At 62.8% G+C, this 21,038-nt stretch carries 18 protein-coding genes; 10 read left to right on the forward strand and 8 right to left on the reverse strand.

What is annotated here, in order from left to right; translation table 11 throughout:
- The first annotated feature begins 15 nt into the window (after positions 1–15).
- Positions 16–1,290: a 4-aminobutyrate--2-oxoglutarate transaminase gene (gene gabT / locus BLT85_RS15490; protein ID WP_093397833.1), complete on the forward strand. Its 1,275-nt coding sequence runs from the start codon at positions 16–18 to the stop codon at positions 1,288–1,290.
- Between the two features lie 3 nt (positions 1,291–1,293).
- On the opposite strand, the gene BLT85_RS15495 is transcribed toward gabT, so the two are convergent.
- Positions 1,294–2,733, reverse strand: coding sequence for a phospholipase D family protein (locus BLT85_RS15495; protein WP_093396625.1), 1,440 nt, complete (start codon positions 2,731–2,733; stop codon positions 1,294–1,296).
- An 80-nt stretch (positions 2,734–2,813) separates the two neighbouring features.
- Here BLT85_RS15495 and BLT85_RS15500 point away from each other — a divergent pair, with 80 nt between their 5' ends.
- The 3 genes from BLT85_RS15500 to BLT85_RS15510 are packed head-to-tail and all read left to right on the forward strand — an operon-like array spanning position 2,814 to position 5,958.
- A complete protein-coding gene (locus BLT85_RS15500; RefSeq protein ID WP_093396626.1) occupies positions 2,814–5,396 on the forward strand; it encodes an intermembrane phospholipid transport protein YdbH family protein in 2,583 nt (860 codons plus the stop codon).
- Between the two features lie 12 nt (positions 5,397–5,408).
- A complete protein-coding gene (locus tag BLT85_RS15505) occupies positions 5,409–5,597 on the forward strand; it encodes a YnbE family lipoprotein (RefSeq protein WP_093396627.1) in 189 nt (62 codons plus the stop codon).
- A gap of 10 nt (positions 5,598–5,607) precedes the next feature.
- Positions 5,608–5,958: a YdbL family protein gene (locus tag BLT85_RS15510; protein ID WP_093396628.1), complete on the forward strand. Its 351-nt coding sequence runs from the start codon at positions 5,608–5,610 to the stop codon at positions 5,956–5,958.
- Positions 5,959–5,984: 26 nt separating this feature from the next.
- On the opposite strand, the gene BLT85_RS15515 is transcribed toward BLT85_RS15510, so the two are convergent.
- The 4 genes from BLT85_RS15515 to BLT85_RS15530 form a co-directional block, all read right to left on the reverse strand.
- Positions 5,985–6,218 carry a hypothetical protein gene (locus tag BLT85_RS15515; RefSeq protein ID WP_093396630.1) on the reverse strand — a complete coding sequence of 78 codons (234 nt, stop codon included), beginning with the start codon at positions 6,216–6,218 and terminating at the stop codon, positions 5,985–5,987.
- A gap of 86 nt (positions 6,219–6,304) precedes the next feature.
- Complete coding sequence (locus tag BLT85_RS15520; protein ID WP_093396633.1) at positions 6,305–7,282, reverse strand: lipase secretion chaperone; 978 nt, start codon at positions 7,280–7,282, stop codon at positions 6,305–6,307.
- A gap of 47 nt (positions 7,283–7,329) precedes the next feature.
- A complete protein-coding gene (lipA, locus tag BLT85_RS15525) occupies positions 7,330–8,265 on the reverse strand; it encodes a triacylglycerol lipase (RefSeq protein ID WP_093396635.1) in 936 nt (311 codons plus the stop codon).
- Between the two features lie 218 nt (positions 8,266–8,483).
- On the reverse strand, positions 8,484–9,539 hold the full coding sequence (locus BLT85_RS15530; protein ID WP_093396637.1) for a transporter substrate-binding domain-containing protein: 1,056 nt from the start codon (positions 9,537–9,539) through the stop codon (positions 8,484–8,486).
- Positions 9,540–9,672: 133 nt separating this feature from the next.
- On the opposite strand from BLT85_RS15530, the gene BLT85_RS15535 reads away from it, so the two are divergent.
- Together BLT85_RS15535 and BLT85_RS15540 are read left to right on the forward strand one after the other, a co-directional pair.
- Positions 9,673–10,164, forward strand: a complete 492-nt coding sequence (locus BLT85_RS15535) for an NfeD family protein (protein ID WP_093396640.1) — start codon at positions 9,673–9,675, stop codon at positions 10,162–10,164.
- A 2-nt stretch (positions 10,165–10,166) separates the two neighbouring features.
- On the forward strand, positions 10,167–11,090 hold the full coding sequence (locus BLT85_RS15540; RefSeq protein ID WP_093396643.1) for an SPFH domain-containing protein: 924 nt from the start codon (positions 10,167–10,169) through the stop codon (positions 11,088–11,090).
- A gap of 14 nt (positions 11,091–11,104) precedes the next feature.
- Here the strand turns inward: BLT85_RS15540 and BLT85_RS15545 are convergent, their stop codons facing one another.
- Positions 11,105–14,242 (reverse strand): efflux RND transporter permease subunit, encoded by a 3,138-nt coding sequence (locus BLT85_RS15545; protein ID WP_093396645.1) that lies wholly within the window; start codon positions 14,240–14,242, stop codon positions 11,105–11,107.
- Positions 14,239–15,495 carry an efflux RND transporter periplasmic adaptor subunit gene (locus BLT85_RS15550; protein ID WP_093396648.1) on the reverse strand — a complete coding sequence of 419 codons (1,257 nt, stop codon included), beginning with the start codon at positions 15,493–15,495 and terminating at the stop codon, positions 14,239–14,241. Before BLT85_RS15550 ends, BLT85_RS15545 begins: the two co-directional genes overlap by 4 nt.
- A 189-nt stretch (positions 15,496–15,684) precedes the next feature.
- Between BLT85_RS15550 and BLT85_RS15555 the strand changes: the two genes are divergently transcribed.
- The 3 genes from BLT85_RS15555 (at position 15,685) to BLT85_RS15565 (ending at position 19,256) form a co-directional block, all read left to right on the forward strand.
- On the forward strand, positions 15,685–17,376 hold the full coding sequence (locus tag BLT85_RS15555; protein WP_093396651.1) for a long-chain-fatty-acid--CoA ligase: 1,692 nt from the start codon (positions 15,685–15,687) through the stop codon (positions 17,374–17,376).
- Positions 17,377–17,474: 98 nt separating this feature from the next.
- Positions 17,475–18,449: a calcium/sodium antiporter gene (locus tag BLT85_RS15560; RefSeq protein ID WP_172829839.1), complete on the forward strand. Its 975-nt coding sequence runs from the start codon at positions 17,475–17,477 to the stop codon at positions 18,447–18,449.
- 93 nt (positions 18,450–18,542) lie between these two features.
- Positions 18,543–19,256, forward strand: a complete 714-nt coding sequence (locus BLT85_RS15565; protein ID WP_093396654.1) for a VC0807 family protein — start codon at positions 18,543–18,545, stop codon at positions 19,254–19,256.
- Positions 19,257–19,340: 84 nt separating this feature from the next.
- Here the strand turns inward: BLT85_RS15565 and BLT85_RS15570 are convergent, their stop codons facing one another.
- Positions 19,341–19,580, reverse strand: coding sequence for a VF530 family protein (locus tag BLT85_RS15570; protein WP_093396657.1), 240 nt, complete (start codon positions 19,578–19,580; stop codon positions 19,341–19,343).
- A 313-nt stretch (positions 19,581–19,893) separates the two neighbouring features.
- Here BLT85_RS15570 and BLT85_RS15575 point away from each other — a divergent pair, with 313 nt between their 5' ends.
- Positions 19,894–21,021, forward strand: coding sequence for a zinc-binding dehydrogenase (locus BLT85_RS15575; protein ID WP_093396660.1), 1,128 nt, complete (start codon positions 19,894–19,896; stop codon positions 21,019–21,021).
- The last annotated feature ends 17 nt before the right edge of the window (positions 21,022–21,038 follow it).

Raw genomic sequence — 21,038 nt, forward strand, 5'->3', positions numbered from 1 at the left:
ATATACGAGGCGAACATGAACAAAACCAACGAATCCCTGATGCAACGTCGGCATGCTGCGGTGGCCCGCGGTGTGGGCCAGATCCATCCGATCTTTGCACAGCGTGCCGAGAATGCCACCGTCTGGGACGTTGAAGGTCGCCAATACATCGACTTCGCAGGCGGCATTGCGGTGCTCAACACCGGGCACCGTCATCCGAAGGTGATGGATGCCGTGCGGCGCCAGCTCGACCAGTTCACCCATACCTGCTTTCAGGTGCTGGCCTACGAGCCCTACGTCGAGTTATGCGAGCGCCTGAATGCGATGGTGCCGGGAGATTTCGAGAAAAAGACCCTGCTGGTTACCACCGGCTCGGAAGCCGTCGAGAACGCCGTGAAGATCGCCCGTGCAGCAACGGGTCGAGCCGGCGTGATCTGCTTCACCGGCGGCTATCACGGACGCACGATGATGACTTTGTCGATGACCGGTAAGGTCAATCCGTATGCGGCGGGCATGGGCCTGATGCCAGGCGGTGTCTATCGCGCGCAATATCCCTGTCCGATACATGGCGTCAGCGAGGATGATTCGATCGCCAGTATCGAGCGGGTGTTCAAGAACGATGCCGAGCCGCGCGACATCGCAGCGATCGTCATCGAGCCGGTGCAGGGCGAAGGTGGGTTCTACGCTGCCTCGCCTGCATTCATGCAGCGGCTGCGTGAGCTCTGCGATCTGCACGGCATTCTGCTGGTGGCCGATGAGGTGCAAACCGGCGCCGGCCGTACCGGCACTTTTTTTGCGATGGAGCAGATGGGCGTTGCGCCAGACCTGACGACATTCGCCAAGTCTATCGCTGGCGGCTTCCCGGTTGCCGGCGTCTGCGGGCGTGCCGAGGTGATGGATGCCATCGCACCGGGCGGCCTCGGCGGCACCTACGCGGGCAATCCGCTGGCCTGTGCCGCTGCTTTGGCGGTCATCGATGTATTCGAGGAAGAAAACCTGCTGGCGCGTAGCCGCAAGATCGGTGAGCTGATTTCCGGCCGGCTAAGCGAAATTGCCAGCGAGGACAAGCGCATCGCCGATGTGCGCGGACTCGGCGCGATGGTCGCTTGCGAGCTGTTCACCAACGACGGTCACCCGCATGCCGAGCTGACCGCACGGATCGTCGCAGCGGCGCGGGAGAAGGGGCTGATCCTGCTGTCCTGCGGTCAGTATGGCAACGTCATCCGCATCCTCGTCCCGCTCACGGCGACCGACGTGGAAGTGCAGCAGGGCATGGATATCCTGTCGGCGTGCTTCCGCGAGCAGGACTGAGCCTCAGAACGTCGACATGCCGGTGGCTTCCATCCAGCGGTAGAGCCAGTAGCGCAGCCGGCTGTGGTCGGCAAATGCGTCGTAGGGCAGGCTGAAGGGCTTGCCTTCGGCGTTTGTCCAAAGCCGCTGGAAATGCTCCCGGGCTTCGACCAGCGCCGACTCGTCATGCTGCGCTACCAGTCGCACGCTGGTTTCCAGGTTCAGGTCATCCAGGTTGCGCCGGGTCAGGTTGGCTGATCCGCTGATCAGCTCGCCGATGCCATCGCTGTGCTCCAGACGCACCCACTTTCGGTGGCACTGCTCGCCCTGGGTGTCGCACCAGCGAACCGGAATGCCTGCTTCATGCAGGTCCCACGCTGCCTGGCGGTTGGGTATGCCGTTCTTCTCCCGACCGAACGCATCGCGGTTGGGATCGAGCAGCACGCGCAATTCCACGCCTCGTTTATGGGCATTGATCAGCGCTTTGATAATCGGCCGATGCGAGAGGTAGAACATCTCCATATCGAGCCGGTCACCTGCCTCGCTGGAATCGACCATGCGCAGCAGCCCGTCGCGGATGGCACCCTCGGTCAGTATCTGCACCGCAGGTAGTACCGCAATCGACATGTCCGGCGGCTGCGGCCAGTCCACTTCAGCGTTCGCCATGTTCAGCACCGCCTGCTCGGAGGCAAGCAGATCGAGCGCCGCCGCGCCACTGAAGCGCAGTGCCGCATTCCAGTGATGGCTGCTGGCGTCGTGCGGATTGGCAGAGGTCACCAGCCCGACCCAGTCATTGCCCTGATCGACGATCAGTGTCTTGCGATGATTAGCGCGGAAGTTGAGCAGCCGCAGCCAGCCGCGCAGGGTTACCTTCCCCTCGGCGACCGGATTCGGCAGCCAGCCGCCGTCCTCGCTGTTGCCAAGCCAGCTGCAGCAGATATGCCATAGCCCGGACCAGGCCGGGTTGGACGCCCGCAGCTTCGACACGGGGGTCATGACCACCCGTATGCCCGCCTCCTCCAGCGCTTCGATCGCTGGCGCTTGCATGCTGCCGTAAAACGTATTGAACGGATCGGTGATAACCACGATCTCAATATCAGCATGCTGGCGACGGGCCGCCAGTAGCGCCTCGGTCAGCTGGCGGCTCAGCGGTCGATGCTCGGCTTTGGCGGCGAAGTCGTTGAACAGGAACATGTCGACGACGATCAGGCGTCTGGCCTGTCCGATCAGGGCAAAGGCCTCGTCGAATACCTGCTGCTCAGTGATGCGCCTCTGGCCGTCGTGGTAGGTCTGGTCCATCAGCAGCTGCATGTCGCTGGCAGGCCGCAGCGGCCCGGTGAATGACAGGCCAGCCGGTAGCGGTTTGAAGGCCTGGTAACAGGCCATGCCGAGCCAGGCGAGCAGAAGCAGGCCGAGCAGGGCGCGGAGCCAGCGGCGAGGTGAGGTGCGACGAAGTTCATCCATGCGAATCATTCCGGGTTGCGTCAGCCTGACACGAAGTAGCTGCATGCTACCTTGAGCGATAGCCGATGAGGAGAGTGGCGATGCAAAGGGCATTGCGATGGATATTGGTCATTGTGCTGTTTCTGGGCCTGGCCGGCCTGTTTACCTTTCACTGGGCGCAGCGCGCGCTGCTGGATGCTGGTCTCGAGGACGTTGACTGGCAGGGTTTGCGTTACAGCTCCGGCGAGTTTCACCTCAACCGGGTGACCGGCGTGTATGTTGGCGGCAACGGCCGATTGCGGTTCGAGCTGAAAGAGGTTCGCCTGGAGCCAACCTGGCAGAACGGCCCCAGTGTGTTGCTGCTTGATATCCGTGATCTCGACCTGGACTGGAACGCCGGACCCGATCGCACCGCGGGCGAGCAGGCCCCGGTCAGCCAACCCATCGACGAATTCCTCAACGATCCAACCGATCAGTTCGATGCCTCGCGCGCCCTGCCGGAGATCACCCGGATCCACGCGCTGCGGCTCGAACTGCCGTGCCAGGCGCAGCGCTGCGAACTCTTCGGCGACCTGCAGGTGCGCAACCAGCCCGAACAGCAGCGGGTGACGGCAGACGCCCGTCTGCAGTCGGGGGGCGACACGCTGGATCTGGATGCGGCGCTCTATCGCGACGGCGCGGCGTTGGTCCTCGAGAGCGATCTGCGACTCAACGACACTCCCGGGATAGAACTCGCGGCGAGATGGCAGCGCAGCGAAAGCGGGCCGGAGCTTGCCGGCCATCTCGATGTTCCCTCCCTACCTGAGAGCGATGTGCTGGCAAGTCTGCTGCAACCCTGGTCAGACGTCGCGGTCTTGCCGGCTCAAGTGCCAAGCGGTCTGAATCTGCAAACCAGCTGGGCGTTGCGCCCGCAGATCGAGCCGCGCCAATGGCAGGACTGGTTGAATGGCGCTGTGCAATTCGAGGCCCATGCCGAACTGCAACAGCCTTGGTCACTCGCATCGGTTGGCTTGCTGAGCGGGGCGCTGGCGATGCGACTGACGGGAGATCGTGGGCGCTGGCTCCTGCACCAAGGTGATGCCCGGCTGCGTTTCGAAAACCCTGTACTGCCTGCATTGGAGGCCTTGCCGGCGGAACTGAGACCTGACGCGCTGACGATACAAATCCGCCCTCATCTGGAGCTCGAAATAGGCTGGCAACAGGAGCTGGCGCTGGCGGTGGAAGTACAGGTCGAAGGCGATTTGCATGGCTCGCTCACCGGGCAGGCGCGAGTCTCCCCTGGTAATGCCTGGCATGCGCGACTCGACGACGGTCGCATCACGATGCAGACGGCACGATTGGAGCAGGACGGGCTGCGCCTGCGCAACGTGCAGGCCGAGCTGCCGCTCCAGGCACAGCTGGATGCCGAGGCCGTGCAGGTGCAGTTCGGCCAGGCTGCGAACGTCCGCGCGGCACTGGCTTCGCATGCCGAGCTGGGGCTGGAGTTGTCCGATGTGCGCATCGGCTTGCCGGGAATGGTGATCAACGCGCCGCTGTCCGAGCCAGCGCTGATGGAAGTCGTCAGCCAGACGCAGGTTGCCGCCAGCCAGGTGCAACATGCCATGCTCAGGCCGCAGGGCTGGAGCCTGCAGGGAACGCTGCGTCAGGGGCGCGACGGCCTCAGCTGGAGCGGATCGGTGGCAACGGTGGGCGGGCTCGGGCTCGACGTGGCGCTGGTGTGGCCACTCGACAGACCCTGGCGCGCCGAAGTGCAGTTGCAGGAGGTGTTCTTCCGCGCCGCTAACCCGCTCGCGGCTACGCTGGCCGACTGGCCGGAACTGCTGACCTTGGCGACCGGCCGCCTGCGCGGTCGATTCGACGTCACCGGCGACACCACGCTTGAACGAGTCGAAGGCCGCATTGACGGCAGCGGCATCGGCGGGATCTATGATCGGGCGACCTTTGAAGGACTCAACCTGCCAGTCGATGTGGCGGTTGCCCATGACGCTCTCAGCGTACAGACCGATGGGTTGAGCCTGACGTCCCTCAACCCCGGCATCGAGTTGGGACCGCTCTCCGCGCGCCTCGGCTACAACGCCCCGCTTGCGGCTCCCGCTGACGGTCGCCTGGCCGTCCGCCATGCTGAAATGCAACTACTGGGCGGCGAGCTCAGTGTGCAACCGACCGTGGTCGACTTGAGCGAGCCGCGGCAGGATTTGGTGATCGACGTGTCCGGCTTACAACTTTCCAGTCTGTTCGAGGCTTACCCGGCCGAAGGGCTAAGCGGACGCGGCACCCTGGATGGCCAGCTGCCGATCAGCCTGGTTGACGGACAGCTGACGGTCGACTCCGGCTCGGTTCGCGCGCGGGAACCGGGTGGCGTCCTGCAATACCGGTCCGACCGTCTGAGCGAACTCGCCCAGAGTAATCTGGGCATGCGTGAGCTGGCCGTAGCCCTGGATGACTTTCGATACAGCGTGCTCTCGAGCGAACTTGACTATGGCGAGGACGGTGTGCTCATACTCGGCCTGCGTCTGGAGGGCAGCAACCCTGACCTGCAGAACGGTAGACCGGTACACCTCAACATCAATCTAGAGGAAAACATCCCGGCGTTGCTTGCCAGCCTGCAGCTCAGCGGTCAGGTTAGCGACATCATCCAGAAACGGGTTCAGGAGCGGCTGTTGCAGCAGCGGCTTGTCCAGTAAAAGGAGTGGCGCATGCGATGGCGCGTCTTGTCGGCCGTGATCCTGGTGTGGGGATTGGCGGCCTGTACCCCGACGGTGAGGGTGGCGGCCCCCAGCGAGCCGATCAACATCAATCTCAACGTCAAGATTCAACACGAAATCTATATCAAGGTCGACCGGCAGCTGGACGAGATCTTTAGCGAATCCAGCGGCCTGTTCTGAGGAAAACTGCATGCGTATGACGTTTCGTATCGGCGGGCTGTTGCTCGCCCTGCTGCTCAGCGTTTCGGCCTGGGCGATGACACTCAACGAGGCGATGACTGCGCTACCGGCCGCCAAGGCCGCGGGCCAGCTCGGAGAAAAACCGGATGGCTATCTCGGCGTAGTGGCGCCAGGCGGCAATGCCACCGCGGCGCAGATCGCCGAACAGATCAACCGTGCACGGCGGGCCGAATACCAGCGCCTGGCGAAGGACAACGGTATCCAGCAAGCCGATGTGGAGTCGATTGCCGGCAAGAAGGCTATCGAGCGCACCGCCAACGGCCAGTACATCATGCTCAATGGCGTGTGGATGAAAAAGTAATCGGCGTGGCCGCCTGTAACAGGCGGTCAGGACTGTCCTGAATCGCTGTCGTCCTTTCCGCCCGGGCGTGGCAGGTCATCTTCAACGATGCCGTGGGTCGCCTTGTAGGCCTCCCATTCTTCCCAATCATGCGGCGTGCCCGCCTTCGGTCTGCCCGGGTGCAGGGCACGCTCCAGCGACTTGCCTTTCAGGCTGCTGTCCTTGAGTTCTTCCTCGTCACCGTCCAGACCATATTTCTTGAGAAATTCATCGGCGCGCATGGTGCCTCCAGAGGTCGCTGAACAACCAGTATGGGCTCGCCTGCTGCAGGATGCACTGGCCGGCGGTCGTTCAATCGGAGGCGGAGCTATTCCACCAACGCTGCGACCCGAAGCCTTTCACGTTCATCGAAGCGGTCGCTGAGCAAGTCTTCTACCGCTGCTCGCTTGTCGACATCTGCCAGACCGGGTTCGTCGAGGATCGCCTGCCTCTCTTCGACGAAGCGGTCGAGGCGCTGCTGCCATTGTGCCCGCTCTGCGTCGAGTCGCTCGAGCCGTTCGGTTGCCTCCGGGCCAGCCAGCTCCAGGCGCAACTGGCGGACGGCCTGGGAAGGCGCGTTTTGAGCCCGCAGGGCCTGGGTGCGCTGGCCCAGCTCCCGATGCACTTGTGTGGTCAGCGCGTGCTGAAGATCCTCGGGCTGGCTGTCGCGCAGCTCGGCGATGGCGGCGGCGCGCTCGGCTGGGTCGAGCGATGCGTCATGCACAATCGCCAGGCGATCCAGGTGGTACTGGTTATACGCTTCCTCGCGGCCGAACAGCGCCTCGTGCACGTGGCGGTCGAACAGGCGCGCGCGCAGGCCGCGTACCGCTTCCTCGCGTGTGCGCAGAGCGGCCAGGTCAGCAACGACGGGCAGCTCTTGCTCCAGCTCGGCTACCCGACGTCTGTAACCCAGGTACGCATCGAGCAGGTTTCGGGCCTGCGATAGCGCTGGCTCGTCCAGCTGCGCCTGCAGTTGCCGATCGATCAGCGCGATGGCCTGGTCCGGCTCGATCTCGCCAACCGTCGCAAGGTAGTACTCGAACAGGTCGCGCAAGTGTTCGGTCACCAGAAGGTTTCCCTGCTGATCGACCTTGATCGAGCCGTCCACCGCGGTTCCGCGCAACGATGGCGGAGGTAGCGGTTCTGCCGCGCCGTCCTTCCGCGCTGAAATGCGCAAGCTTGATGCGGGCCCGACTGGCTCGATGATCTCGGCCTGTCGCTCGGGCGGGGCGGCTGTCGGACGGGTGTGATGCCAGCCGAGCAGCAGGATGCAGCCCAGCAACGGGGCGTAGACGATGGCTTTCATGATTTAACTCCTTGCTGGAGCGAGGCCGGCGCAGGGCCGGCCCACGCTTACAGACCGGCGTTTTTCAGCCGGTTCGCATGCTGCCGGTAAACCGAAACCGGGCTGGTCTCGAACAGGCTGGTCAACCCGAACGTCTGGTTGACCTCGTCCAGGTGATTCATCCGGTAATCATCGCGAATGACCATACCCAGATGCGAACTGCAGCGCCCGACCAGACCATCGTTGGCCTCGAAGCCGAAGGTCAGCGCGGAGGCTCCCATCAACACGTCCGACACGTCCAGCACGTTGGTCAACGGCCGCGTACCGCTCCACGAGTAGTAGCGTACGCCGCGAACCTTATAGGCGCCCTCGCCGCAGGCACTGGTGGGCAACCCCTGTGGAAATTTCGCATTGAAGCGGGCAGCGCCCTGGGTGTTCAGCGATTCGAGCGAGCCGAGCGAGTTCTGCGGGCTGTCGGAAGGGCTGCCCGACAGGAAATGAATCAGCGCGCCCATGCCGTTGACGATGCCGGCGAGAATCGCCTCGCCGGTTGATCCTTCGGGTATCTGGCGAAGGAAGTCGGCGGTTTTGGAACCCTTGTGCGGCGCGCCGACACTGGTAACCGAGGCGATCAGGTCGGGCCGAACAGCGGCCACATAGCGTGCCGTCGGCCCGCCATGGCTGTGGCCGATCAGGTTGACCTTGCCTTTGCCGCTGATCGCCGCGATTTCCTCGACCTGACGCAGCAGCTGTTCACCACGCGCCTCGGACGTGTCGAGCTGACTGACTTCGGTGATATACACCTTCGCGCCGTCACGGCGCAGCGCAGAGGGTATCCCGTACCAGTAATCCACGCCCAGGATGCTGTCGAAGCCGAGCATGCCGTGAGCGAGCACGATGGGATAGCGAGTCTGGGTGTAGGTTGAAGCAAGAGCCTGATGGCTGTAGCTGGCGAGCGAGGCGGCGAGCCCCACGGCCAGCGAGAAAGCGATCCTGTTACGCATAGCAGGTGTCCTCGGGTCGGGTTTTATTGTTGTTGTGCGACAGCTGCTCTTTTCGAGCACGCCAACCCAGCATAGGCAGCGCAGGTGAGGACGATAAGTCGGGGCGGGGCCGGCCAGGGAGATGACTGCGACGACAGGCAATGACCCAGCGGTCGTTGGCTCTGCCGTGCGATCATTGATTCGATTGATCCGATAAACGACCGTTCAGTGCTTGGCGTTCAGCGTCGACCCAGGTAGCGATCGAGCAGCGATTGCCACTCCGCCGATTCGGTCACGCGCAATACCTCCTGGGCGAGCGGCCCGCGCAGCTGGCTGCCAGAAGGCAGAGCGAAGGCGTACAGCTGTTCAGAAAACGTATTGCTGAGGATGTCCAGGCGCTGATCCCCCAGTTCGCGATTGCGATGCTGCATCAGCGGCCGGTCGTAGACCACCGCATCGGCTTCGTCCGCGGCTACGGCACGCATCGCTGAAGTCAGATCGGGGAAACGAGCCTGGTCGATACGTTGCTCGGTCAGATACTCGGCGCTGGCCGTGTCGGCGACGGTGGCCACGGTGAAACCCGGCAGATCGCGAGGTCCGTTTATCTGGCGTTGAAGATTGCTCACCGTAAGCGCCGAGGTGATGGCTGCGGTAAAGCTTGCGACCATGATCAAGCCGGCAAACATCCATACCAGGGCAATCAACCGGCCAGCGAGCGTCACCGGCGCCTTGTCGCCGTAGCCGACGGTGGTCATGGTTACCGCAGCCCACCAGAAACTCGCACCGATGCCCTGCGCCGGGGTCCCGCCGAATTGTTCGGTATTGCGCCGGCGTTCGACCAGCCAGAGCAGCGAGCCGACTAGCAGCAGGAGCAATGCCAGGCCTGCCACCAGGCTGAGGAACTGCCAGCTGAGGAGGGCGCCCAGGCTACGCAGAATGCCGGGTGAATCCTCACGCGGCACACCGATGGCCAGGCCGGTCTGGTAGAAGGGATGGGTGAAGTCGAATTCGGCTTCACGTTCGGCGGTCATGGTAAGCGCACCGACGGCGACATCGACCGAGCCCGTACGCGCGCCATCGAGCAGATCGGAAAAGGACATCGGCACCAGTTCATATTCCAGCTCTAGATTGCCTGCAATCTGCCGCCACAGATCGATGCTTATCCCTTCCCACTCGCCTGCGTCGTTCTGCATCACGAACGGAGGAACTTCGGTGATGCCGACGCGTATCGGTTCAGCGTGCAGGGAGGTGCTCAGACAAAACAGCAGGGGCAGCAGGCAGCTGATCAGGCGCATGAGTTACTCTCTTCTTCGGATTCCGGGCTTGATGGTAGCAAAACAATTCCGGGCATCGGCGCCCGGCGCAATCGTGTTTAAATGCAAATGCACTTTTGTGGCCCGCGCCCGTTCATCACACAAGGATCCGTTTATGCTCGCCGGCAGTCTGTTCACCAGTTTCGGATTTTGGCTCCTGCTGGGCCTTGCCCTGCTTATCTCTGAGTTTTTCGTGCCTGGGCTGATTGCCCTGTTCTTCGGCGTCGGCGCGCTGATCGTCGGGCTGCTGACCTGGCTGGGATTCATCGATGGTCTGGTCGTGCAGCTGCTGATCTTCTCGGGGATCAGCCTGGTGGCGCTGCTAGGCCTTCGTCGACATTGCATGGACTGGTTTTCCAGCGGCTCGAAGCAGGACGATGCCGCTGATCTGGACGACTCCGGCCTGCTTGGCGCCCGGGTGCGGGTTGCCAGCGACTTCGCCAACGGCGTTGGTGCAGTGCAACTCAACGGGGCCAAGTGGGACGCCGAATCCGACGAGCCACTCAAGATCGGCGACGCCGCCTGGGTCGTCGATCATCGCGGTATCGTCCTGACCGTCAGCGGCCAGAAACCGGCCAATAAAGGCCAAAAAGATAAAGGAGCATGAGCATGGAAATCGCAACCATCGTTTCGCTGGCTGTCCTGGTATTGGTGATCGTCACCATCGCCAAGACCGCACAGATCGTCCCGCAGCGTTCGGCCTATGTGGTCGAGCGGCTGGGCAAATACACCAAGACCCTGGATGCAGGCTTCCATCTGCTGATTCCGTTCGTTGATCGCATCGCCTATCGGCATACGCTCAAGGAAGAGGCGATCGACGTCGACCGCCAGGCGTGCGTGACCAAGGACAACATCCAGGTCGTGGTCAACGGTGTGATCTATCTGCAGGTGGTCGATCCCAAGGCCGCCAGCTACGGCATCAACGACTACCGCTACGCGGCCATGCAGCTGGCACAGACCACGCTGCGCTCGGTAGTCGGCAAGATCGACCTGGACAAGACCTTCGAAGAGCGCGAGACCATCAACATTCAGGTCGTGCAGGCGCTGGACGAGGCGGCCCGGCCATGGGGCGTGAAGGTCATGCGTTACGAGATCGCCGACATCGAACTGCCGGCAACCATCCTCGATGCGCTGGAAAAGCAGATGCGTGCCGAGCGGGAGCGCCGCGCGGTGGTCGCGCAGTCCGAAGGTGAGCGCCAGGCGAAGATCAACGTTTCCGAAGGCCAGAAGCAGGAAACCATCAACCTGTCCGAAGCCGAAAAGCAGCGTCAGATCAACGAGGCCGAAGGGCGTGCCCGTCAGATCGAGCTGATCGCGCTGGCCACCGCGGAGGGTCTGCGTCAGGTCGCCGAGGCGATTAACACCCCCGGCGGCAAGGACGCGGTTGGCCTGCGTGTGGCCGAGCAGTATGTCGAGGAGTTCGGCAAGCTGGCCAAGACCAACAACACCATGATCCTGCCAGCGGAGCTGACCAATATCGGCTCGGCCGTCGCTGCCATCACCAAGACCATGGAACAGGTCAACCGGCCCTGACCTTCAGGCCGCGCTCAGCTTGAGCTGGGTGCGGCCGGTTCTGCCCGCCTCACTCGCGCGGTTTCCAGCCAGGACAACAGCGCCGGGATCACGAACAGCACCAGTAGCGTGGAAAAGCCCAGGCCGAAGGCGATCGAGGTGGCCATCGGAATCAGGAACTGCGCCTGCAGTGACGTTTCGAACAACAGCGGCAGCAGCCCGCCAATGGTCGTCAGCGACGTCAGCAGCACCGCCCGCAAACGCTGCACCACGGCCCCGCTCAACGCCTCGTTGATGGCCAGCCCACGTTCGCGCTGATCCTGGTAGAAGCTCACCAGAATGATCGAGTTGTTCACCACGATGCCGGACAGGCCGAACAGGCCGAACAACGACAGGATGGTCAGGTTCAACCCCATGAACCAGTGCCCGAGCAGCGCGCCGACCAGCGCCAGCGGGATCACCGCCATCACGATCAGCGGTGTCGACCATGAGCTGAATACCCAGACCAGCACCGCATACATCAGTGCCAGACCGACCAGTAGCCCGGTGCGCATGTCCGACAGCGTATCGCGTTGGTCGGCCGAGCGGCCTTCGAAGCTGTAGCGCACGTTATGCCGCTCAGCCAGCGCCGGAAGCTCGGCCATCAGGGCTTCGAGCACCACACCGGCGGTGGTTTGCGCCTGGTCGATGTCGGCAGTGACCTCGACCGCCAGCTGCCCCTCCGCATGGCGCAGCGCATCGAAGCCCTGGCGGGTGGAGAACTCCGCGACCTGATACAGGGGCACACTACGACCATCGTCCAGCCGGATCGACAGGTCGCCCAGACTCGCCAGGCTGGCGCGCTCTTCGCGGGGCAGTTGCACGCGCACTTCGATTTCATCCGAACGCTGCTGGTAGATCTGTGCCAACCGGCCGTCATAGGCGGCGCGCAGCTGCCGGCCCAGACTCTGCGTGCTCAACCCCAGCGCCTGGCCGTAGGGCGTGAGCGAGTAGATGAGCTGCTCACGGCCCCAGGGCATGTCGTCATCGGTGCTGGTGACGCCGTCAACCGAGGCAAGCATCACCGCCACGGCGTCGGCTGCGTCCTTCAGCTGGTGCGGATCGCTGCCGGTCAGGCGCACGTTGACATCCTTGCCCGGCGGACCGGCTACCCGTTCGGTGATCGTCAGCCGGTCGATGCCCGCCGGCATGGCGATCCGCTCGCGCCATTCCCTGACGAAGGTGCGGTTGCGCACTTCGCGGTGGTCGGGCGACACCAGCTCGATCATGATCGAGCCCAGTTGATCTCCCTGACGCCCGGCACCACCTGAACCGCTGACCTCGCCCTGGCGCACGAGGAACGTTTGCAGCAGGCCCCCGCCTAGCGCCTGGTCAGTTTCCAGCAGCGTGTCTTCCAGGTGATCGAGAAAGCGCACCACCTCGGCTCGTGGCGTTCCGGCGACGAAGCTGGCATTGGCGTACAGCACCTGCGGTTCCGGTGTCGGGAAAAAGCTGAATCCGATGCGACCGCTACTGACCAGGCCGACGGCGAGCAGCACGCTGACCAGTGCGCAGGCGAGCGTGGCGCCGCGATGACGCAGGGTGAGCTCTGAAAACCGGCGAAACCGACCATCACGGAAGCGATCGAAGCCGCGCTCAAAGCGCTGCCGGATCGCATCGACCCGTTCGGTTGCTCCCGAATACCAGCGGCGCTTCCCGGGCACCACTGGCTTGAAGGCGCCGCGCAGGTGATGCGGCAGCACCACGAAGCATTCCAGCAGCGAGGCGATCAGCACGCAGATCATCACCGTGGGGATGTCGCCAAGAATATTGCCGAACACGCCGCCAACCATCAGCAGCGGCATGAAAGCGGCAATGGTCGTCAGCGAGGAGGCAACCACCGGCCAGAGCATGCGTTTCGCCGCGCCTTCCGAGGCATAGCCGGGTTGCTCGCCGTTGCGGTAGTGCGCGTCGGCATCCTCGCCGACGACGATGGCATCGTCGACGATTACCCCCAGCGCCATGATCAGCGCGAACAGCGAGATCATGTTGATCGAGCCGCCGATCAGCCAGAACACGCCCAGCGCGGCGAGAAACGCCGTGGGGATGCCTACTGCCACCCACAGCGCGACGCGTCCGGGCAGGAAAAGGTAAAGCAACAGCAGCACCAGCACCAGTCCACTCACGCCGTTGTTGACCAGCAGGCTGATACGGTCATTGATCAGTTGCCAGGCTTCGTCATAAACATGAATCGACAGGCCCGGCGGCAGGGTCGGCCGAACATCGCTGAGCCAGGTATTGAGTATCTCGGCAGAGGTCAGCGAGTTGCCGTCTTCGGCGCGCTGCAGCAGCAGTTCGACGGCCGGGTGGCCGTCATGGCGAAGCTGGATCTGGTTACGCATCGGTTCCTGAACTATGCGCGCCACGTCGCCGAGACGAAGGTGCGCATTGGCGCCCTCCACCAGTGGAATGGTGGCGAACTCGTCAGGCGAGCGCCGCTGCTCGATGGCGCGCAGCTCCCGCGCCGAGTCCTCTTCGCCGGCCAAGCCGGCCGGGAGATCGCGTGATTCGGCAGCGATGCGGTCGGCAACCTGATCGAGCGACAGACCCAGGCGCTCGAGCTGCGTGGTGGATATCTCTATGCTGACCTGTTGCTGGGGCAGGCCGCGAAGCTCGATGCGGTCGATGCCGCGCGCGAGCAGATCCTGCTCGAAGCGATTGGCCAGAGAACGTAGCTCGGCATCGGTGTAGGGCCCGTAGACCAGTACGCTGGCCACCGGATCGAACCGTGCGATGCGCACTACCTCGGGCCGCTCGGCGTCCGATGGCAGGTTGCGAAACTCCTCGACCCGTTGCCGGGCGTCGTCCAGCGCGATCACTGGGTCGGTCCCTTCGGCGAACTCCAGCGTAATGTTCGACACGCCCTGGGCCGAGGTCGAGGTCATCGACTTGAGATTTTCCAGGCTGCGCAGACGCTGCTCCAGCGGCTGGGTGATCGCCTGTTCGATGTCCTCGGCGGCAGCTCCGCTCCAGATCACCCGTACGCTGACGAAATCCAGCGCGAAGGTCGGGAAGAACTGGATGTTCATGCGCAACAGGCCGAGCGCCCCGCCCATCAGCATCACCAGCATCAGCAGATTGGCCGCGACCTTGTGATTGACGAAGAAGCCGATCGGCCCACCGGTCTGGTTCATTGCGCTGGTTCCCCGGCGGGCGTTCCGCTCTGCTCGACCGGATCCACACGCAGGCCATCGATCGCATTCGGCAAGTGCGTGACGATGATGCGCATGCCCGGTTGCAGTTGCTCGGAGCGCACCAGGACCCAGCGTGAACCGTCCTCGCGGAGCGTTTCGCCGACGCGCTCGACGCGCAAGCGTGCCATGCGGCCGTCGATCAATTGATAGATGGTGTCGTTGCCATACAGCGCGCTATAAGGCAGCGCAACGCTGTTCTGTCGCACCGGCCGCGGCACGCTGACCGCCAGCAAAGTGCCCAGACGCAGATTCGGCGCCGCCTCATCGAGGCGGAAAATCGCTTCGACGCCTCGCGCTTCGGCCAGGCCGGCGATGCGCTGCAGGGTCATGCTCACCGGCGGAGCGACCTCGAGCGTATGTGCTACCAGCTGTTCGCCGGCGGCCAGCGCCTGGACGAAATCCTGGCTGTAGATCTGCGGCAGGGTCGCGCGGAGCTCCATCCCGTCGACCGGATAAAACTGCATCAACGATGCGTTGGCGCTGACCTGATCACCTACTGCTACTTCAACCTGGCTGACCACGCCGTCGAAGGGCGCGCGAAAACGGCTGCGCTGAACGTCGCGCTCGGTGCTTTCCAGGCTGGACTGGGCGCGGTCGACGCGTGCCTGCAACGCCGCCTCGCGCGAAGGGAAGGATTCGATGGCACGTTCACGCGTGGCTACGGTCAACGCGGCGCGCTCCAGTGCGTCACTGGCCGCTTCGAGGTCGGCGCGGGAGACGACCTGTCGCTCGATCAGCTGTTCGGTGCGCTCAAGAGTGCGCCGGGCGTTGGCAAGGATGCGTTTTTCCAACTCCAGCGCCTGGCGGTCATTGGCGTGCGCGCTGCGCTCGCTGGTCAGCTGCGCTTCGGCATCGCGCAGCTCGGCACGGGCCTGCTGCAGGCGCGGCTCGATATCGGCGTCGTCCAGCGCCACCAGCAAGGTGCCTTCTTCAACTACCTGGCCGTCACGCACCGGCAATTGATCGATACGTCCGGCCAACGGCGCGACGACGGTAAAGCGCCGGGGCGACTCCAGTTGTCCATACAGGGTCAGGCTGGGTTGCAGTGCGCTGGGCTCGACGACCAACGTTTCCACCCGCCAGCTGCGTTCCTGGGGAGCCACCGGCTCGGGAGCAGGCCGCGTCACACGTAACAGAACGAAGACGGCAATACCGATGGCGATGATCAGCACCGGAACCAGACGTTTGCGCATGGGCACTCCCTGCAGGGTTTGATAGTCGTCCTGTATACGCGCCGGCCTGCGGGCGTTCAATAGGGACGCAGGGATCAGGCGGGTTTGTGCCTATAGTGCTTCATATCTCCCGTCGATTTGTATATCGGCAGAGACACTTGCAGGCTACCTTCTTATTCAAGACAACAACAAAATTGACGGAGGCGTGCCGTGGACGCAGATCTGCGCTGGTTGAAATCCTATCCCGACGATGTGAAGTGGGACGTGAGGCTTGAGCCCATCCCGGTCTACACCCTGCTCGACCGTGCGGCTGAGCGTTTCCCGGATCGTCCGGCTATCGACTTCTTCGGCAGCAAGCTCAGCTACCGTCGCCTGAGCGAGCTGGTCGAGCACGCTGCAGCGGGGTTTCAGTCGCTGGGCGTCAAGCCCGGCGTGCATGTTGGCCTTTACCTTCCCAATACGCCGCACTATTACATCGCATTCTTCGGTGTCCTGCGAGCCGGTGGCACGGTCGTCAACTATTCGCCGTTGGACGCCGAACGCACGCTCGAACACAAGATCGAGGATAGCGAGACCGATGTGATGGTCACGCTCGATCTGGCCGCGTTCTACCCGAAGATGGTCAGCCTGCGTCAGCGCACGCGTCTGAAGCATCTGGTCGTCGGCTCGCTGGGTGATTTCTGCGAAACGCTCACCGATGCTCAGGCCCAATCTCTCGGGCCTGTGGCGGAGAGCGACACAGCCGATGGCTCTGTGCACTTCACCAAACTGCTGGATAACGACGGCAAGTACCACGCATACCGAATCGCCGACCCGGCGCGCGAATTGGCCGTACTGCAGTACACCGGTGGCACCACCGGCGCACCGAAGGGCGCCATGCTCACCCATGGCAACATCACTACCTCCTGCGCGCAGCTCGAAGAAATTCTGCGCGGTACGCTCGAACCCGGCAATGAGCGCGTGCTGGCCGTTCTGCCGCCTTTCCATATTTACGCATTGATGGTGAATATGGTGTTCGGCCTGAGTATGGGTTCCGAGATCCATCTGCATCCTCGCTTCGACGTCGAAGCAGCACTGCGCGAGATCAGTGAAAGCCGGATCACCACTTTCCCCGGCGTGCCGACCATGTTCATCGGCCTGTTGAGCCACCCGGCGACGGCCAGCCATGACCTGACCTCGCTGAAGATGTGCAACTCCGGCGGCGCGCCTTTGCCGGTCGAAGTCCAGCAGCAGTATGGCCGAGTCGCCGGCTGCGCACTGAAGGAAGGCTGGGGCATGACCGAAACCACCACCACCGGCACCTTCTCGCCGAAGGATGCCGAGCCGCGTCCGGGTTCGTGCGGTATTCCGGTGCCTGGCGCACGCATTCGCATCGCCCCGCTCGATGGCTCGGCTGGCAGCGTGCCGGTCGGCGAACGCGGCGAGGTGTGCATCGCCGGGCCGAACATTACCATCGGCTACTGGAAGCGCGACGATGCGACCGCCGAGGCGATGACCGAGGATGGTTATCTGCGCACCGGCGATGTCGGATACATGGACGAGGACGGCTACGTATACATCGTCGACCGGACCAAGGACATGATTCTCTGCAGCGGTTACAACGTCTATCCGCGGGTGATCGAGGAGGCCATCTACGAGATGCCCTGCGTCGAGGAAGTGTCGGTGATCGGCGTTGACGATCCCTACCGCGGCCAGGCGCCGAAAGCCTTCATCAAGCTCAAGGCCGGCTCCGACCCGCTGGATTTCGAAACGCTGCAAGCCTTCCTTGAATCCCGACTGGGCAAGCATGAGCGCTTGCAGTCGATGGAAGTGCGTGATGCCCTGCCGCGCACGCCAGTCGGCAAGCTGTCGAAGAAGGAGCTATACGAAGAAGAAAGGCTGCGCGGGCAGGCCTGCGCCTGACCCATCCCGGCTCTTTCGAGGAACAGGATCGTCGCTCCGCTGGTCGGAAAGGCATGTTTTGCCGATAATGGCGCCCTTCTGACCTAGGAGATTTTTTCATGCTGATGGCCATCGCTGCTGTAATCGCCGGACTGGCGCTGCTGGTATGGAGTGCCGACAAGTTCGTCGAAGGCGCATCGGCCACTGCCACCCATGCGGGCATGCCTACGCTGCTGGTCGGCATGTTGATCATCGGTTTCGGCACCTCTGCTCCGGAAATGGTGGTTTCGGCACTGGCTGCCTCCCAAGGTAATCCTGGACTGGCGCTGGGCAATGCCTACGGCTCGAACATCACCAATATCGCGTTGATCATCGGCCTTGTCGCGGTCATCAGTCCGATCTCGGTGCACTCGCAGGTGTTGCGCAAGGAATTGCCGGTGCTGATGGGCGTCACGCTGCTGGCGGGCTATCAGCTGATCGATGGCCAGCTCAGCCGGATGGACGCCTGGGTGTTACTGGGGGCGTTCTTCCTGCTGATGGGCTGGTCGATCGTGCAGGGGCTGCGTGGTCGCGGCGATGCGCTGGAAACCGAGTACGACGCCGAACTGAAGGCGAACGCTATGCCGTTGAAGCCGGCACTGATCTGGCTGTTCGTCGGCCTGCTATTGCTGGTGCTCAGCTCGCGGGTGCTGGTCTGGGGCGCGGTCAGCATCGCTCAAAGTCTCGGCGTCAGCGATCTGATCATCGGCCTGACCATCGTCGCCATCGGCACCTCACTGCCGGAGCTGGCCTCTTCCATCGCAGCCATCCGCAAGAATGAGCACGATCTGGCCCTCGGCAACGTGATCGGCTCGGGCCTGTTCAACACCCTCGCCGTGGTCGGTATCGCCGCCGGCATCATGCCGTTGTCGGTCGACTCGGTCGTGCTCTATCGCGACTGGGTGGTGATGGCAGCGTTGACGCTCGCACTGTTCATCATGGGTATCGGTCTGCGCGGTCGGCAAGGTCGTATCAACCGGGTCGAAGGCGGGATACTGCTTTGCGTGTATGCCGCCTATACCGGCTACCTCGCCTACACCATCATCGGCGCCTGACCACCGGACGTTCCGATCGGCCAACGGCTGCGGATACCGCAGCCAGGCGGTGTATGATGGCGGACGAACACGAAAGAGACCGATTGAGCTTCGATGACTGACACTACTCCCCGCACGCCGCAGCACAAACCCCGCCCGATGGTCGATCTGCTGGTCAGCATTCTGCTGCCGTCAGTGATCCTGATGAAGTTCAGTGGTGACGATGACCTGGGCGCGCCGCTGGCGCTTATCGTGGCGCTGGCGTTTCCGATCGGCTGGGGTCTTTTCGAGCTGCTGCGCTACCGCAAATTCAACTTCATCGCCGTACTCGGGGTCGTCAGCGTCATGCTTACCGGCGGCATCGGGCTGTTCGAGTTGGATCCGCAATGGCTGGCGATCAAGGAAGCCGCGGTGCCGGGTGTGATCGGCATCGCCGTGCTCGTGTCGACGCGCACGCGTTATCCGTTGATTCGTACGCTGCTGTACAACGATACCGTGCTGAACGTTGCGCGGGTTCAGGAGCGCCTGGAAGAGCACGGTCAGGTGTCGGTGTTCGAGGAACGCCTTTCGCGCGCGACTTACTTCCTTGCCGGAACCTTCTTCTTTTCTTCTGTCATGAACTACCTTGTCGCCAAATGGATCGTGACCAGCCCGGCGGGGACCAGCGCATTCAATGAAGAGCTCGGCCGCATGACGCTGGTCAGTTATCCGGTGATCGCGCTTCCGACCATGATCATGATGGTGTTGATCATGCTGTATCTGTGGAAAACCATTCACGGCCTGACCGGCCTGAAGATGGAAGATATCGTCGCGCAGAAGGCAAGCTGAGCGCAGCCCAGCGCCGGGTCCCCGGCGCGATAGCAGACTCTTCGTATGAGAGGCTCGAGCCTCTCGCTCTGAACCTCCCCAAGCTCAGCGACCCGAGCCGCCTTCCCTCGCCATCGATATATACAGGGCCTCAACCTTCTCGCGAGCCCAGGGCGTCTTCCGCAGAAAGCGCAGGCTCGATTTCACGCTCGGGTCATGCGTGAAGCAGCGAATGTTGATGCGCTGCCCAAGCCCTTCCCAACCGTACCGGTCAACCAATTCGTTGATCATGCGCTCCAGCGTAACGCCGTGGAGGGGATCCCGGGATGGGGTTGGGTCGGGCATAGGAAGGGCTCCGTTCGATGTTCCAGGCAGATAAGACTACCGCACGCTGCGATCTGGGGGCGAATCGGGCAGTTGACCGCGCATGTGAATCCCTCGACTTGCCTTGCATGGTGACCCGGGTGGCTTCGCGGAGGGTCGCCTGCCGTTCGAGAAGAACAGATCGATCCAGTGGACTACTCTAGCTCCATTGATCACGACGATCAGACAGTCCCAGCGAAGCGGATCACGCAGACGCTAAGGGATGCCTCGCATTTTTTGAAGCGACACCGGTTAGCGAAGTACCAGACCATCTAAATTTTTGGAGGAGAAACACGTGTCAGATACCAACATCGAACTGATTTCGACGATTAGCGAAGACAACAAACTGGAACTTGCCCTGCGCGAGATCGAGATCCCACAGCCGGGCGAGAACCAGGTGGTCATCCGCATCGAAGCCGCCCCAATCAACCCGTCTGACCTGGGAGTCATGTTCAGCGTGGCGGATATGACCACCGCCAGGCAATCCGGCAGCGCTGATCGCCCGGTCATCAGTGCCGACGTGCCGCCCAAATTCATGGGCGCAGTGAAGAAGCGGGTTGGCAAGTCCATACCCGTGGGCAACGAAGGCGCGGGTACCGTCGTCGCCGCGGGCTCATCAGCCGCTGCGCAGAGCCTGATGGGCAAAACCGTTGCGTTCATTGGCGGGGGTAGCTACCGCAAATACGTATGCGCCAATGTGCAAAGCTGTCTGGAACTTGAGCCGGGTACGACGGCAGTCGAAGGCGCATCAAGCTTCGTTAATCCGCTGACCGCATTGGCCATGGTAGAAACCATGCGCGCCGAAGGTCACAAGGCTATCGTTCACGCTGCGGCGGCCTCTAACCTCGGACAAATGCTCAACCGCATCTGTATCGCCGACGGCATCGACCTGGTCAATATTGTCCGCAAGCCGGAGCAGGAAGCCTTGCTGCGCGAGCAGGGTGCCAAGTACGTGGTCAATTCGAGTAGCGACAGCTTTATGGCAGACCTGACCCAGGCACTGATCGACACCGGCGCGACCATCGCCTTCGACCCTATCGGCGGCGGTCGCCTGGCCAGTGACATCCTCACCTGCATGGAAGCCGCCGTCTCCCGCGACATGACTGAATACAACGTGTACGGTTCTGACATCTACAAGCAGGTGTATATCTATGGCGGCCTTGATCGCGGTCCCATCACGCTGAACCGCACCTTTGGTTTTGCCTGGGGTGTAAACGGCTTTCTGTTGTTCAATGCGTTAGGAAAGCTGGGTCAGCACACCGCCGCCGCCATGCGCAAACGCGTCGCGGCCGAAATCAAAACCACGTTCGCCAGCCACTACACCCACGAAGTATCCCTGTCCGGTGCGTTACAGCTGGATGCGATCTCGGTTTACGGCAAGCAGGCGACCGGAGAGAAGTTCCTGATCAAACCACAGAGCTAACGTTTAGCGGCTGGCCA

Origin of the sequence: Halopseudomonas xinjiangensis (assembly GCF_900104945.1) — a bacterium.
In the GTDB taxonomy this organism is placed as follows: Bacteria; Pseudomonadota; Gammaproteobacteria; order Pseudomonadales; family Pseudomonadaceae; genus Halopseudomonas; species Halopseudomonas xinjiangensis.

Excerpts from the sequence above, each read along its gene's own strand:
- gabT (WP_093397833.1), top strand. The coding sequence starts at position 16 with ATGAACAAAACCAACGAATCCCTGATGCAACGTCGGCATGCTGCGGTG.
- BLT85_RS15495 (WP_093396625.1), bottom strand. The coding sequence starts at position 2,733 with ATGGATGAACTTCGTCGCACCTCACCTCGCCGCTGGCTCCGCGCCCTG.
- BLT85_RS15500 (WP_093396626.1), top strand. The coding sequence starts at position 2,814 with ATGCAAAGGGCATTGCGATGGATATTGGTCATTGTGCTGTTTCTGGGC.
- BLT85_RS15505 (WP_093396627.1), top strand. The coding sequence starts at position 5,409 with ATGCGATGGCGCGTCTTGTCGGCCGTGATCCTGGTGTGGGGATTGGCG.
- BLT85_RS15510 (WP_093396628.1), top strand. The coding sequence starts at position 5,608 with ATGCGTATGACGTTTCGTATCGGCGGGCTGTTGCTCGCCCTGCTGCTC.
- BLT85_RS15515 (WP_093396630.1), bottom strand. The coding sequence starts at position 6,218 with ATGCGCGCCGATGAATTTCTCAAGAAATATGGTCTGGACGGTGACGAG.
- BLT85_RS15520 (WP_093396633.1), bottom strand. The coding sequence starts at position 7,282 with ATGAAAGCCATCGTCTACGCCCCGTTGCTGGGCTGCATCCTGCTGCTC.
- lipA (WP_093396635.1), bottom strand. The coding sequence starts at position 8,265 with ATGCGTAACAGGATCGCTTTCTCGCTGGCCGTGGGGCTCGCCGCCTCG.
- BLT85_RS15530 (WP_093396637.1), bottom strand. The coding sequence starts at position 9,539 with ATGCGCCTGATCAGCTGCCTGCTGCCCCTGCTGTTTTGTCTGAGCACC.
- BLT85_RS15535 (WP_093396640.1), top strand. The coding sequence starts at position 9,673 with ATGCTCGCCGGCAGTCTGTTCACCAGTTTCGGATTTTGGCTCCTGCTG.
- BLT85_RS15540 (WP_093396643.1), top strand. The coding sequence starts at position 10,167 with ATGGAAATCGCAACCATCGTTTCGCTGGCTGTCCTGGTATTGGTGATC.
- BLT85_RS15545 (WP_093396645.1), bottom strand. The coding sequence starts at position 14,242 with ATGAACCAGACCGGTGGGCCGATCGGCTTCTTCGTCAATCACAAGGTC.
- BLT85_RS15550 (WP_093396648.1), bottom strand. The coding sequence starts at position 15,495 with ATGCGCAAACGTCTGGTTCCGGTGCTGATCATCGCCATCGGTATTGCC.
- BLT85_RS15560 (WP_172829839.1), top strand. The coding sequence starts at position 17,475 with ATGCTGATGGCCATCGCTGCTGTAATCGCCGGACTGGCGCTGCTGGTA.
- BLT85_RS15565 (WP_093396654.1), top strand. The coding sequence starts at position 18,543 with ATGACTGACACTACTCCCCGCACGCCGCAGCACAAACCCCGCCCGATG.
- BLT85_RS15570 (WP_093396657.1), bottom strand. The coding sequence starts at position 19,580 with ATGCCCGACCCAACCCCATCCCGGGATCCCCTCCACGGCGTTACGCTG.